The organism is Sphaerisporangium perillae (assembly GCF_023276435.1).
GTDB lineage: Bacteria > Actinomycetota > Actinomycetes > Streptosporangiales > Streptosporangiaceae > Sphaerisporangium > Sphaerisporangium perillae.
The window spans coordinates 188,289-201,514 of sequence record NZ_JALLPO010000001.1 but is presented as its reverse complement, the minus strand read 5'-3'; the positions used below and the strand labels follow the sequence as shown (position 1 = coordinate 201,514).

The 13,226-nt window shown below is 70.4% G+C and carries 12 protein-coding genes and 3 tRNA genes; 5 read left to right on the top strand and 10 right to left on the bottom strand.

From position 1 onward, the window contains the following. The first annotated feature begins 18 nt into the window (after window positions 1-18). On the top strand, window positions 19-774 hold the full coding sequence (locus MYF83_RS00865) for a TetR/AcrR family transcriptional regulator (protein ID WP_248958171.1): 756 nt from the start codon (window positions 19-21) through the stop codon (window positions 772-774). A gap of 42 nt (window positions 775-816) precedes the next feature. Here MYF83_RS00865 and MYF83_RS00860 read toward each other — a convergent pair whose 3' ends face one another. After that, entirely contained in the window at window positions 817-2,049 is a 1,233-nt protein-coding gene (locus tag MYF83_RS00860; RefSeq protein WP_248958170.1) for an MFS transporter, read from the bottom strand. A 67-nt stretch (window positions 2,050-2,116) separates the two neighbouring features. On the opposite strand from MYF83_RS00860, the gene MYF83_RS00855 reads away from it, so the two are divergent. Beyond that, window positions 2,117-2,320, top strand: a complete 204-nt coding sequence (locus MYF83_RS00855; RefSeq protein ID WP_248958169.1) for a hypothetical protein — start codon at window positions 2,117-2,119, stop codon at window positions 2,318-2,320. Window positions 2,321-2,422: 102 nt separating this feature from the next. On the opposite strand, the gene MYF83_RS00850 is transcribed toward MYF83_RS00855, so the two are convergent. From MYF83_RS00850 to leuC, 4 genes are all read right to left on the bottom strand, one after another. After that, window positions 2,423-2,722, bottom strand: a complete 300-nt coding sequence (locus MYF83_RS00850) for an HU family DNA-binding protein (protein WP_248958168.1) — start codon at window positions 2,720-2,722, stop codon at window positions 2,423-2,425. Window positions 2,723-2,888: 166 nt separating this feature from the next. Continuing rightward, entirely contained in the window at window positions 2,889-3,149 is a 261-nt protein-coding gene (locus MYF83_RS00845) for an SCO5555 family protein (RefSeq protein WP_248958167.1), read from the bottom strand. Further along, window positions 3,128-3,715 carry a 3-isopropylmalate dehydratase small subunit gene (leuD, locus tag MYF83_RS00840; RefSeq protein WP_248958166.1) on the bottom strand — a complete coding sequence of 196 codons (588 nt, stop codon included), beginning with the start codon at window positions 3,713-3,715 and terminating at the stop codon, window positions 3,128-3,130. Before leuD ends, MYF83_RS00845 begins: the two co-directional genes overlap by 22 nt. A 12-nt stretch (window positions 3,716-3,727) precedes the next feature. Then, a complete protein-coding gene (gene leuC / locus MYF83_RS00835) occupies window positions 3,728-5,104 on the bottom strand; it encodes a 3-isopropylmalate dehydratase large subunit (RefSeq protein ID WP_248958165.1) in 1,377 nt (458 codons plus the stop codon). Window positions 5,105-5,242: 138 nt separating this feature from the next. Here leuC and MYF83_RS00830 point away from each other — a divergent pair, with 138 nt between their 5' ends. Together MYF83_RS00830 and MYF83_RS00825 are read left to right on the top strand one after the other, a co-directional pair. Further along, window positions 5,243-5,959, top strand: coding sequence for an IclR family transcriptional regulator (locus MYF83_RS00830; protein ID WP_248958164.1), 717 nt, complete (start codon window positions 5,243-5,245; stop codon window positions 5,957-5,959). A 178-nt stretch (window positions 5,960-6,137) separates the two neighbouring features. Beyond that, window positions 6,138-7,778 (top strand): hypothetical protein, encoded by a 1,641-nt coding sequence (locus MYF83_RS00825; protein ID WP_248958163.1) that lies wholly within the window; start codon window positions 6,138-6,140, stop codon window positions 7,776-7,778. Window positions 7,779-7,918: 140 nt separating this feature from the next. On the opposite strand, the gene MYF83_RS00820 is transcribed toward MYF83_RS00825, so the two are convergent. The 3 genes from MYF83_RS00820 to MYF83_RS00810 form a co-directional block, all read right to left on the bottom strand. Next, a tRNA-Glu gene (locus MYF83_RS00820) sits at window positions 7,919-7,991 on the bottom strand. A gap of 34 nt (window positions 7,992-8,025) precedes the next feature. Continuing rightward, window positions 8,026-8,101, bottom strand: a tRNA-Glu gene (locus MYF83_RS00815). A 320-nt stretch (window positions 8,102-8,421) separates the two neighbouring features. Then, window positions 8,422-8,493: transfer RNA gene (locus tag MYF83_RS00810), tRNA-Gln, on the bottom strand. Between the two features lie 217 nt (window positions 8,494-8,710). Here MYF83_RS00810 and MYF83_RS00805 point away from each other — a divergent pair. Beyond that, window positions 8,711-10,705 (top strand): M3 family metallopeptidase, encoded by a 1,995-nt coding sequence (locus tag MYF83_RS00805; RefSeq protein ID WP_248958162.1) that lies wholly within the window; start codon window positions 8,711-8,713, stop codon window positions 10,703-10,705. Between the two features lie 249 nt (window positions 10,706-10,954). On the opposite strand, the gene gltX is transcribed toward MYF83_RS00805, so the two are convergent. Both gltX and MYF83_RS00795 read right to left on the bottom strand, forming a co-directional pair. After that, complete coding sequence (gene gltX, locus MYF83_RS00800) at window positions 10,955-12,322, bottom strand: glutamate--tRNA ligase (RefSeq protein WP_308201385.1); 1,368 nt, start codon at window positions 12,320-12,322, stop codon at window positions 10,955-10,957. Window positions 12,323-12,356: 34 nt separating this feature from the next. Beyond that, complete coding sequence (locus MYF83_RS00795; RefSeq protein WP_248958161.1) at window positions 12,357-13,133, bottom strand: fumarylacetoacetate hydrolase family protein; 777 nt, start codon at window positions 13,131-13,133, stop codon at window positions 12,357-12,359. Window positions 13,134-13,226 lie beyond the last annotated feature (93 nt).

Here is a 13,226-nt window from a genome sequence, read left to right as displayed (position 1 = left end):
CGAGCAAGGGCGGTGACGATGAGCCGGTCACGGCGCGACGACCAGACGATGCCCGCGCCACCGTGGGAACGGTCGCGCAAGCGGGACGCCCCCGCCCGCGTGCCGCTCACGCGCGAGCGCATCGTCGACGCCGCGTTCACCGTGCTCGACCGCGAGGGGTACGACGGGCTCAGCATGCGCCAGGTCGCGGCCGAGCTCGGAGTGGCCGTCTCGGCCCTCTACGCCCACGTGGCGAGCAAGGACGAGCTCCTCGAGCACATGTACAGCCGGCTGTTCGACGACCAGGAGCTGCCCGATCCGGATCCCGAGCACTGGCAGGAGCAGATCAAGGAGTACGCCCGCCAGGGCCGGGCGCGGCTGCTCCGCCACCGCGACATGGCCCGCATCTCCATGGCGCACGTGCCCTTCACCCCCGAGCTGCTGCCCCACGTCGAGCGGCTGCTCGCGATCTTCCGCGCCGCCGGGATGCCCGACCGGGTGGCGGCCACCGCGGGCGACGTGCTCTCCACGTTCCTCGAGGGGTTCGCGTTCGAGGAGAGCATGTGGGAGGAGCGTCGCCGCAACACCAAGGCGGGCAACTGGGACGAGATGCGCGACACCATCAAGGGATACTTCGACGCCCTCCCACCCGAGCGGTTCCCCAACCTGGTGACCCTGTCGGGCATGATGTTCGACGACGGCAACGACGCCAGGTTCGAGCTCGGGCTCGACATCATCGTCCGCGGCCTGGCCTCCTACATCGAGCCCAAGGACGCCGGTCCCGCGAGCGGGTGATCCCCCGGGGGCGCCGCCTCCGCGAGCCCGCGGGCACCGGCCTCACAGGCGGATGATCCGCCCGCGCGAGACGAGCACGGGCACGTGCGCCAGCGCGACGGTCGCGCTCGCCGCCCACAGAGCGCCCCTGACTCCCTGCCACTCCCCCACCAGCCCGCCGAGCACGCCGCCGAACGGCATGGCGCTCCACATGAGGAAGCGCATGGAGGCGTTCATCCGGCCGAGAAGACGCTCGGGGCAGATCGCCTGCCGGTAGCTGAGCTGCGCGATGCTGAAGATCGTCCCGGCGAGGCCGCCGAGGGCCATGCCGAGCGGGAAGAGCACGACTCGCCAGCCCGGGGCGGCCAGCGGCGCGATCAGCGCCATGGGGAACGCCGCCGCCGCCGACGCGTACAGCGTCCGGCCCGTCCCCCAGCGGCCGAGCGCGCGCGGGGCGGCCACGGCGCCGAGCAGGCCGCCCACGGCGCCCGCCGAGATCACCACGCCGTAGAAGCCCGGGGCCAGGCGTAGCTCGTTCAGCAGGAACAGGGCCTGCGCGGACACCCACGCGCCGTACCCGAGCATGTTGAGCGCGCCCACCAGCGCGATCACCCGCAGCACCCGATGGCCCGCGACGAACCGCACCCCTTCTGCGACCTCCCTGACCAGGCTCCTGGTCTCGGAGGCGTCGGGCTTCGGCTCCTTCGCGGTTCCGATCGCTCCGAGCAGCACGGCGGACACGGCATAGCTGACCGCGTCCACCAGCAGGGCGACCGGCGCGGTGACGAGCTGTGCGAGCCACCCGCCGGCGCCGGGCCCGGTGAGCGACGCGGTCGACCGGATGGTCTCGATCGTCCCGTTCCCCCGGGCGAGGTCCCGCCTGCCGACGAGCGACGGCAGGTAGCTCATGTGGGCGACGTCGAAGAACACCGTGCACACGCCGGTGACCAGCGCCACCACGTACAACTGAGGCAGGGACAGGACACCGGCCACGGCCGCCGCGGGGATGCTCCCGAGCGCCACCGCACGGACCACGTCCGCCGTGACGAGGATCCGCCTGCGTGGGAGCCGGTCGACCCACACCCCGGCGGGCAGCCCGATCAGCAGGAACGCCACCATCTCGGCGGCGGTCAGCATGCCGACCTGGAAGGGCCCCGCGTGCAGCGTCAGCACGGCGACCAGCGGAAGGGCCACCAGGCTGATCTGGGTCCCGACCTGGCTGATCGCGTCCGCGCCCACGAACAGCACATACGGCCTGGTGCGCCACAGACTTTGCGGCTTGTCCGTTATGACCACGAGAAGCCACCATGGCGGGCGCTCCGAGGACCGGTCAAACGGTTTCCCGCGCGATAAGCTGACCGACGTGCAGGCCACGGTGCGGATCTTCGATCCGGAAACCCGCTCGGGTTCGGTCTTCCTCGACGACGGCACCGAGATCCCCTTCGGTTCCGACGCCTTCGACGCGGGCCCGCTCCGGCTGCTGCGCAGCGGTCAGCGGGTGAACATCCAGGTCACGGACGACGCCATCACGGTGATCACCCTGTCGACCTTCCCCCTGCCTGGCTGAGCCCGCCGTCCGCGCGGGCCGGGCGCCCGCGCAGGTCGCCGCCAACGGCGACGCCCGGAACCCTGGAAGGGTTTCCGGGCGTCGGGTACGCCGGTACGACGGTCACTTCTTCTTGGCGGCCTTCTTCCCTGCCGCGTTGACCTGATCCTTGAAGTCGGCGCCGGGCCGGAACTTGGGCCCCCAGCTCTCGGAGACCTTGATGGGCTCACCGGTCGAAGGGTTCCTAGCCTGACGGGCCGGCTTGTGTGCCATCTCGAAGGCGCCGAAGCCCGTGATAGAGACTTTCTCTCCGTTCGAGACAGCGTGCTGGATGGCCTCGATTATGGCGTTCACGGCCTCGGTGGCCGTCTTCCTGTCGCCGACCCGATCTGCGATCGCGTCCACGAGTTCTCGCTTGTTCATCTAGCTTGCTCCCCCTGTTACCGCTGTCTGAGGATGAACATCGCGGCCGGCAGTGCGCGGCCCCGTCTCACCCGGTGTTGCCAGGTGCGGGGTTTCGGCACGCACCCACCAGTCAACGGTCAGAAACCCCTTACCCGCTTGAAATTAAAGGACACGCGGCCAGGACTCAATCACATTCCGCGATGTTTCGCTCACGCGGCGTGTCGGATTCGGCTTCCAGGTCGGCGAGAAAGGCGTCCAAGCGGCTGCAAGCATGATCGACATCACGCTTCGCAAGGTCACAAATCGCTACGAACCGTCTAGCGGTCCGTTCCTTCTCCTCGGGGGACATGCTCGCGGCGGCCACGCGACGGTAAACGTCGCGCAACCGCCGCGCCAGCTCGTCTTCGGGCGTCGCGGGATCTGTCAAACGGTCGTCGGCAGCCATGGCTGCCGACCATTCTCGTACTCCGCGACGTCATCGGCGTGACGCAGGGTCAGTCCGATGTCGTCCAGGCCCGAAAGGAGCCGCCAGCGGGTGTAGTCGTCGATCTCGAACCCGGCCGACTCGCCGCCCCAGCGCACCTGGCGTTCCACCAGGTCGACGGTCACCTCGGCGGAGGGGTCGGCCTCCACCGCCGCCTGCAGCGCCTCCACGGTGGCGTCGGGCAGGACGACCGGGAGCAGCCCCATCTTGGTGGAGTTGTTGCGGAAGATGTCGCCGAACCGGGCCGCGATGACGGCCCGGAAGCCGTACTGCTGGAGCGCCCATACGGCGTGCTCGCGTGAAGAGCCGGTGCCGAAGTCCGGCCCGGCCACCAGGATCGAGGCGCCCTGGTAGACAGGGTCGTTCAGCACGAAACCGGGGTCCTCGCGCCAGGCGGCGAACAGACCCCTCTCGAAGCCCGTGCGGCTGACCTGCTTGAGCCAGACGGCCGGGATGATCTGGTCGGTGTCCACGTTGCTGCGGCGCAGCGGCACGGCCCGGCCGGTGTGCGTGGTGAAGGCTTCCATGTCGCGAGCTCCTTACAGGTCGGCGGGCGCGGTGAGACGGCCGGTGACGGCGGTGGCGGCGGCGACCGCCGGTGACACGAGGTGGGTGCGCCCGCCCTTGCCCTGACGACCCTCGAAGTTGCGGTTGGAGGTGGACGCGCTGCGCTCGCCGGGGGCGAGGATGTCGGGGTTCATGCCGAGACACATCGAGCAGCCGGCCTCACGCCACTCGGCGCCCGCGGCCTTGAACACCTCGTCCAGCCCTTCGGCCTCGGCCTCGGCCTTGACCCGCATCGAACCGGGCACGATGAGCGTGCGGGTCGCGACCGTGCGCCCGCGCAGCACGTCCGCGACGGCGCGCAGGTCCTCCAGGCGGCCGTTGGTGCACGAGCCGACGAAGACGGTGTCCACCTGGATCTCGGTGAGCGGGGTGCCGGCGCGAAGATCCATGTACTCGAGGGCGCGCTGGGCCGCGGCCGGGTCGGAGGTCTCCTCGGGGGCGGGGACGGCGCCGCTGAGCGGAGCGCCCTGGCCCGGGTTGGTGCCCCAGGTGACGAACGGCGTGAGCGTGGAGGCGTCGATCTCGACCACCGTGTCGAAGACGGCGTCGTCGTCGGTCCTGAGCGAGCGCCAGTACTCGACGGCGGCGTCCCACGCCTCGCCGGAGGGAGCGTGCTGGCGGCCCTTGAGGTACTCGAAGGTCGTCTCGTCCGGGGCGATCATGCCGGCCCGGGCGCCCGCCTCGATGGACATGTTGCAGACGGTCATCCGCCCTTCCATCGACAGGTCGCGGATGGCCTGGCCCCGGTACTCCACGATGTGGCCCTGGCCGCCGCCGGTGCCGATCTTGGCGATGATGGCGAGGATCAGGTCCTTGGCGGTGACGCCGTACGGCAGCGCGCCGGAGACCTCGATGGCCATCGTCTTCGGCCGGTAGGCCGGGAGGGTCTGGGTGGCCAGCACGTGCTCGACCTCGGAGGTGCCGATGCCGAAGGCGAGCGCCCCGAAGGCGCCGTGGGTGGAGGTGTGGGAGTCGCCGCACACCACCGTCATGCCGGGCTGGGTGAGGCCGAACTGCGGGCCGATGATGTGCACCACGCCCTGGCCGGCGTCGCCCATCGGATGCAGGCGGATGCCGAACTCGGCGGCGTTCTTGCGGAGGGTCTCCACCTGCGCCTTGGACACCGGGTCGGCGATCGGGCCGAGCACGGTCGGGACGTTGTGGTCCTCGGTGGCGATGGTCAGGTCGGGCCGGCGCACCTTGCGCCCCGCCAGGCGCAGGCCGTCGAACGCCTGCGGGCTGGTCACCTCGTGGATGAGGTGAAGGTCGATGTAGAGCAGGTCGGGCTCGCCGTCGGCACGGCGGACGACGTGCTGCTCCCATACTTTCTCGGCCAGTGTGCGACCCATGTCCTGAACGCCTCCTTGCGTCTAGTCCCCGGGGAACGTCTCATATGATAAGACGGTAATTTCGGGATATGGACAGCCTACCCGCCCCTCCCGAAGAAGCCAGTTGCATCTCGGATAGCGAGACGGCAGTATCGGGGTATGGACAACTCTAGCGGAGTCGGCGTACTGGACAAGGCCGTGCTCGTACTCAACGCTCTAGAAGCGGGCCCCGCGTCCCTGGCACAGCTCGTCCAGGCCACAGGCTTGGCGCGTCCCACCGCCCACCGCCTGGCCGTCGCCCTGGAGCACCACCGCATCGTCTCCCGCGACACGCAGGGCCGCTTCATCCTCGGCCCCCGGCTCTCCGAACTGTCCACCGCGGCGGGCGAGGACCGCCTCCTCGCCGTCGCCTCCCCCGTCCTCACCCAGCTCCGCGACCTGACCGGCGAGAGCGCGCAGCTCTACCGGAGGCAGGGCGACGAGCGCGTGTGCGTGGCCGCCGCCGAGCGCGCCAGCGGCCTGCGCGACACGGTGCCGGTCGGCAGCTCACTCCCCATGACCGCCGGCTCGGCCGCGCAGATCCTGCTGGCCTGGGAGGAGCCCGACCGCCTCCACCGCGGCCTGCGCGGCGCCAAGTTCACCGCCGCCACCCTGGCCAGCGTGCGCAGGCGCAGCTGGGCCCACAGCGTCGGAGAGCGCGAACAGGGCGTCGCCAGCGTCTCCGCCCCCATCCGCGGCACGGCCGGCAAGGTCATCGCGGCCGTCTCGGTCTCGGGCCCGATAGAGCGCCTCACCCGCACGCCGGGCCGCATGCACGCCGCCCCCGTGGTGGCCGCAGCGGAGCGCATCACCGAGGCCATGCGCCGGGCGAACTGACCTCCTTCTCACTGTGTCGCCTCCGACCCGTGCGAACTGATTAGAGACGGCAGCCGCCAAGCACTAGCCTGGCGGAGTGACAGATCGCATCGAGGCAGCCGCGACGGAGCTGCGTCCCCTCCTTCAAGAGTTCATTCTCTGGGCATCCGACAACGCACCGGACAGTGATCCAGACCTGGTGGGACCCGCCGCTCTCTGGCACCGCCTGATCGCTCGCGACGACGTCCACCTGTGGAAGCGTGAAGACCTGCGCCCTGTGCTGGTCGAACGCATGCCCCAGGCCGTCGAGGATCCAGACGCGGCGGCCGACGGCATGATCCCGGCCGTGCGCGCCTATCTCACCTTCCTCGCCGATACCGGCCGGCTGGCCGAGGGGTCCGACGACGTGGGCGACCTGCTCGACGAGCTCGACGCGGTCGAAGACGACTTCGTCGAAGCGATGGAGGAGGTCCTCGGCGAGCGCGACTGGGACGAGGAGGAAGAGGATCTCGACGAGGAAGAGGTCGAGGGCCTCGGCGACTTCGAGCCCTTCGCCGACGAGCTCGCCGATCTGCCCACCATCCGCCTGCGCCCCGACACCGAGCTGGCCGCCGCGGCCCGCGAGGTGCCGCTGATCGCCAAGGCCCGCGACCTGGCCGTCTGGGTGGGCAAGTCCCGCCGGGTCGGCGAGGACAGCCTGCTGACCGACGACGAGATCCAGCAGGCCCTGGCCGTCGTGGGGCTGCCCGAGCCGGACGAGAAGCCGCTCGCCCACGCCGTCCCGGCCCTGTGGAACCTGTGGAACCTCGCGGTCGACCTGGAGTTCCTCACGCCCGACGGCGAGGACACCGTCAGCGTCGACGAGGACACCGCCGCCTGGCCGTTCGAGAACGACGACGACGTCCTGGACGCCTGGATGCTCGGGCTCCACTCCGTCGACTACGGCGACCCCGAGCTGGAGGACGACGACCTCACCCTCGCGCTCTCCGGTCTCACCCGGGCGCTGCTGGTCAGGCTGCTGATCGCCGGCGGCGAGCGCCCGCTGGACGAACTGGGCGAAGAGCTGTCCGAGGCCGCCGCCGAGTTCGACGACCTCGGGACCACCGCCTGGGAGGAGGCCGGCGACCCGCTGGCCCCCGTCCTCGAGTGGCTCTCCGGCTTCGGCATGATCACCGTGTCCGACGACCGGGTACGGCTCACGGCGCTCGGCACCGAGGGCGTCGTCCACCTGCTGGACGACGACGACATCGAGGTGGACGCGCGGCCCGCGATCGACGCGATGACCGCGCTCGACCTGCTGTCGCTCAGCGCCGACCTCCCCGAGGAGGAGGCGGACGCCGAGTTCGCCGCCTGGATGCGGCTGCGCGAGCCCGCCACGGCCGCTGAGGAGCTGCTGGAGGCCGCCGCGGAGGACGAGGCGGACGCGCTGATCCGCGTCCAGGCCGCGAGCCTGGTGGGGTCGCTCGGGCCCGTCGCCGTGCCCGCCTGGCGGGAGGCCCTCAACGAGCCGTCGCTGCGCCCGTACGCCGCGACGCACCTCGCCCAGCTCGGCGTCGAGGACGCGCCGGAGCCGAGCCAGAGCGACACCCACTGGCTCATCCTGGACATGTGGACGATCTCGGCGGGCCTCGGCCGGCCCGAGTTCGTCAGCAGCCTGCACGACATCGGCCCGGCGCCGGTGCTAAGCAGCCTGCTCGAGGTGATCTGGAAGGTGCCCCACCCGCACGTCGAGGAGCTCCTGGAGGCCATCGGCGACGCCCACCCCGACAAGCAGGTCGCCAAGGCCGCCAAGCGCGCCCTGTTCAAGGCCCGCTCCCGGACGTCCTCGGCCGGCGAGTAACGGAGTCACGCGGCCCGTACGGCCCGTACTGTCCGGCCGGCACACCGCCGGCCGGGCCGTACGGGCGCGGCCCGCGTGAAGCGGAGGGGCCGGAATGTGAAAAACCCCCGGAAGGTGTACTTCCGAGGGTTCGCGATCTGTAGCCCCGACCGGATTCGAACCGGCGCTACCGCCTTGAGAGGGCGGCGTCCTAGGCCACTAGACGACGGAGCCAGGCTGACATGACCTGGGTCATATCTCTGCAGGTTGGTAGTCCCGACCGGATTCGAACCGGCGTTACCGCCTTGAGAGGGCGGCGTCCTAGGCCACTAGACGACGGGACCCTGCAGCTATCTGAATCGACGGAAGCGCCCCTGCGGACGCCCCGGCAACGGCCGTAACTCTACCGCACCCTTGAGAGCACGGCCAAACCGGTTGCGCCGGCCCCGGGACGGAGGCGGCTCGGGACCGCCCGTCCGCGGGCCACCCATAGGGGTTCCCGTCTCCGGGGCCGTCCGTCCTGCGGTCCTACGGCCGCCCGTCCCCCGGGCCGTCCGTCCGCGGGGCGTCCGTCGACAAGACCGTCCGCCCCAAAGCCGCCGGTCCCCGGAAAACGAAAACGCCTATGCCTTGGTGAAGGCATAGGCGCTGTGCAGGAAACCTGCTGGGGTACCAGGACTCGAACCTAGACTAGCTGAACCAGAATCAGCCGGGCTGCCAATTACCCCATACCCCATTGCTCGCGGCCCGCTTGCTGCCAGGCTCGCTCGCGACTGACGAAAGAATAGCCCAGCTTGGGGGCCAAGACCAAAACGATTGCCAGAGCACCCGGTTCCCCTGGTCGGCCCCTGATCCGGTGCCGTATCCACAGGATCCGCCCTCGTGGTGCCGAGCACGGCTGAGCTGTGTAACGCTGCAAGGGAAGACCCTTTGCCACGTGAGGAGCTTGCGCGTTGACCGAGAACCCCTTCTTCGCCCCTAGTGCTCTGCCCTACCGGTTGCCGCCGTTCGCGCAGATCCGTGAGGAGCACTACGCCCCCGCCTTCGAGCGGGGCATGGCCGAGCATCTCGCGGAGGTGGAGGCCATCGCCGGCAGCGCCGAGCCGCCGACCTTCGACAACACTGTGGCCGCGCTAGAACGGTCCGGGCAGTTGCTGACCCGCGTCTCCACGGTGTTCTTCAACCAGGCGTCCTCCGACACCAACCCCACCGTGCAGGAGATCCAGAAGGACGTCACCCCCGAGCTCACCAAGCACAGCGACGCGATCCACCTCGACAGGCGGCTCTTCGCCCGCATCAAGGCCCTCCAGGCCGACGATCTGGACGTCGAGGAGCGCTGGCTGCTCGACCGCTACATCACCGACTTCGTCCGGGCCGGCGCCGAGCTGGAGCCGCAGGACCAGGAGCGGCTGAAGGCCCTGAACGAGGAGCTGTCCACGCTGTCCACGCGGTTCGAGCAGAACCTGCTCGCCGCCACGAACGCCGCGGCGATCGTGGTCGAGGACGTCGCCGAGCTGGACGGGCTGTCCGAGGACGGCATCAAGGCGGCGGCCGAGACCGCGAAGTCCCGCGGGCTCGACGGCAAGTACGTCCTCACGCTGGTGCTCCCCACCGGTCAGCCGGCCCTGGCGGAGCTCACCGACCGCGCGCTGCGCGAGCGCATCCACCGTGCCTCCACCGAGCGGGGCCTCGCGGAGAACTCCGAACTGGTGGTGCGCATGGCCAAGCTGCGCGCCGAGCGGGCGGCGCTGCTCGGCTATGCCAGCCACGCCGAGTACGTCGTCGCCGACCAGACGGCCCCCGACACCCGCGCCGTCACCGAGATGCTGGCCAAGCTGACCCCGGCGGCCGTGGCGAACGCCCACAGGGAGGCCGAGGAGCTGCGCGAGGAGGCCGGCTTCGACCTCGAGGCCTGGGACTGGTCGTTCTACTCCGAGAAGGTCCGCGAGGCGCGCTACGCCATCGACAGCCGCCAGATGCGCCCGTACTTCGAGCTGAACCGGGTCCTGCGCGACGGCGTCTTCCACGCGGCGCGCGAGCTGTACGGCATCACCTTCACCGAGCGCTCCGACCTCGTGGGGTACCACCCCGACGTGCGGGTCTTCGAGGTTTCCGAGGAGGACGGCTCGCCGCTCGGCCTGTTCCTCGGCGACTTCTACGCCCGGGCGTCCAAGCGCGGCGGCGCGTGGATGAACAGCCTGGTCAGGCAGTCGGTGCTGGAGGACACCCGGCCGGTGGTGGTCAACAACCTCAACATCGTCAAGCCCCCGGCCGGCGAGCCGACCCTCATGACCTGGGACCAGGTCAACACGATGTTCCACGAGTTCGGGCACGCCCTGCACGGGCTGTTCTCGGCCGTCCGGTTCCCGCGCTTCTCGGGCACCGCGGTGCCGCGCGACTTCGTCGAGTACCCCTCCCAGGTCAACGAGATGTGGGCGACCTGGCCCGAGGTGCTGGCCAACTACGCCCGGCACCACGAGACCGGCGAGCCGATGCCGCAGGACCTGGTCGACCGCATGCTGGAGGCGCGCAAGTTCAACCAGGGCTACGCGACGGTGGAGTACCTCGCGGCCACCCTGCTCGACTGGGCGTGGCACACCCTGGACGAGGAGCCGGAAGACGCCCAGGAGTTCGAGAGCCGGGCGCTGCGGAACGCCAACGTGGACCTGCCGCTCGTCCCGCCGCGCTACCGCAGCACGTACTTCGCGCACATCTGGGCGGGCGGCTACAGCGCGGGCTACTACTCCTACATCTGGAGCGAGGTCCTGGACGCCGACACCGTGGAGTGGTTCAAGGAGAACGGCGGCCTCACCCGCGAGAACGGCGACACCTTCCGCCGGGAGCTGCTGTCCAAGGGCGGCAGCATCGACGCGATGACCGCCTTCCGCAACTTCCGCGGCCGCGACCCCCGCATCGAGCCCCTCCTGGAACGCCGCGGCCTCCTCTGACCCGGCCCTACCCGCCCCCCACCGATCGGCCTTCGAGGTCGGCGATGGTCCGCGTGAGCCAGTCGCGTTCGGCGACGCTGGAGGCCCGGGCGACGGCGCGGCAGTTCGGCGCGCCCCGCGTCGATGATCGACACCGCGCGTGCGGGAACGGCCGCTCCGCCCGGCGCGGTGTCACCGGTGTCTGGCCGTCGATGAGCGCGGCGGCCCTGACCAGCCTGCTCCTGGTGCTCCCTGCCGTACTCCGGCGGGTCAGCCCTCGGCCTTCTGCAGCCGGGCCAGGGCGTTGCGCAGACGCTCCAGGGCACGCTCGCGGCCCAGCACCTCGATCGACTCGAACAGCGGGAGCCCCACCGTCCGGCCGGTGATCGCGACGCGGACCGGGGCCTGGGCCTTGCCGAGCTTGAGACCGTGCTCGGCCCCGACCTCCTCCAGGGCGGCCTTCAAGGATTCGGGGTCGAAGGACACCGAATCCAGCCGCTCGAGGTAGCCGGACAGGATGTTCTCGGCCCCCGGCTTCATCGCCTTGTCCCAGCTCGCCTGGTCGAAGACGGGCTCCTCCAGGAAGAGGAAGTCGACGTTGGCCGTGATCTCCGACAGCACGGCGATGCGCGTCTGGGCCAGCGGCGCGACCTTGGCGAAGGTCTCGCGCCCCCAGCTGGGGTCGAGCCAGGGCTCGCAGCGCCTGATGAAGACCTCGACCGGCAGCGCCCGGATGTACTCGCCGTTGAACGCCCGCAGCTTCTTCTCGTCGAAGAACGCCGGGGAGGGGTTGACGTCGGAGAGCTTGAACAGCGGCACCATCTCCGACCACGGCATGATCTCGCGGTCGCCTCCCGGCCCCCAGCCGAGCAGCATGAGGTAGTTGACCATCGCCTCGGGGAGGTAGCCCTCCTCGCGGTAGGACTCCAGCGCCACCTTGTCGCGGCGCTTGGAGAGCTTCTGCCGCTTCTCGTTGACGATGACGGGGACGTGCGCCCACACCGGCGGCGCGACGCCGACGGCCTCCCAGAGCAGCTGCTGCTTGGGGGTGTTGGACAGGTGCTCCTCTGCGCGGACCACGTGCGTGATGCGCATCTCGATGTCGTCCACCACGTTGGCCAGGACGAACAGCGGCGAGCCGTCGCTGCGGGCGATGACGAAGTCCTCCATGGCCTGGTTGGGGAACTCCACCCGGCCGCGGACCAGGTCGTCGACCACGGTGACGCCCTCGTCGGGCGTGCGGAAGCGCACGGCTCCCTCGGCGAGGCCCCGGTCGCGGCAGAACCCGTCGTACCCCTGGTGCTCGGAGCCGGTGCGCGCCTTCACGTCGTCACGCGTGCAGGCGCAGTGGTAGGCCTTGCCGTCCGCGACGAGCTTGGCGACGGCGGCGCGGTGCTGCTCCTCGTACACCGACTGGAAGTAGGGTCCCTCGAAGTGCGGCGAGTCGCCGTTGATGCCGATCCAGGCGAGGGCCGAGATGATGCCCTCGGTCCACTCGGGCCGGTTGCGGGCGGCGTCGGTGTCCTCGACGCGGAGCACGAACCGGCCGCCCGACTGCTCGGCGAGCGCCCAGTTGAACAGCGCGGAGCGGGCGCCGCCCACATGGAACATGCCGGTCGGCGAGGGCGCGAAGCGCACCCGCAGCGTGGGCTCCGCCGAGCCCTCCTTGTGATCAGTCACGGGGAACCACCCGGTTGGTGAGAGTGCCGATGCCTTCGATGCCCACGCTGACCTCGTCCCCGTCCTGCAGCGGGCCGACACCCTCCGGCGTGCCGGTGAGGATCACGTCGCCCGGGATGAGGGTCATGACGTCGGTGATGTAGGCGATCAGTTTGGGGATGTCGTGGATGAGCTGGGAGGTGCGCGCGCTCTGCTTCAGCTCGCCGTTCACGGTCGTCGTGATGGCCAGGTCGGCGGGGTCCAGGTCGGTCTGGATCCAGGGGCCGAGCGGGCAGAAGGTGTCGAAGCCCTTGGCCCGGGTCCACTGCCCGTCCTTGCTCTGCAGGTCGCGGGCGGTGACGTCGTTGGCGCAGGTGTACCCGAAGATGACGTCGCGGGCGCGCTCGACCGGCACCTCGCGGCACAGGCGGCCGATCACCACGGCCAGCTCGCCCTCGTAGTCGACGCGCTCCGACAGCTTGTGCGGGTAGGAGATCGCCTCGCCGTGGCCGATCACCGACGTGGACGGCTTGCTGAAGATCAGCGGCTCGGCCGGAGCCTCGCCGCCCATCTCGCGGGCGTGCTCGGCATAGTTCTTGCCGATGGCGATGACCTTGCTCGGCAGCATCGGCGTCACGAGCCGCACTTCCTGAAGCGGGTAGCGCTCGCCGGTGAACTGGATCTCGCCGAACGGATGCCCGCCGATCCTGGAGATGAACTCCTCACCCTGAGCGCCTTCGACCACGCCGAACGCGACACCTTCACCTGTGGAGAACCTTGCGATACGCACCCCACAAGGCTAGTGCCGCCACGCGACCCGCGACGACGGACGGGCGACCGCGGATCATAGGGTGGCGTTGCCGGCGCCGTAGCCCTCCACGGC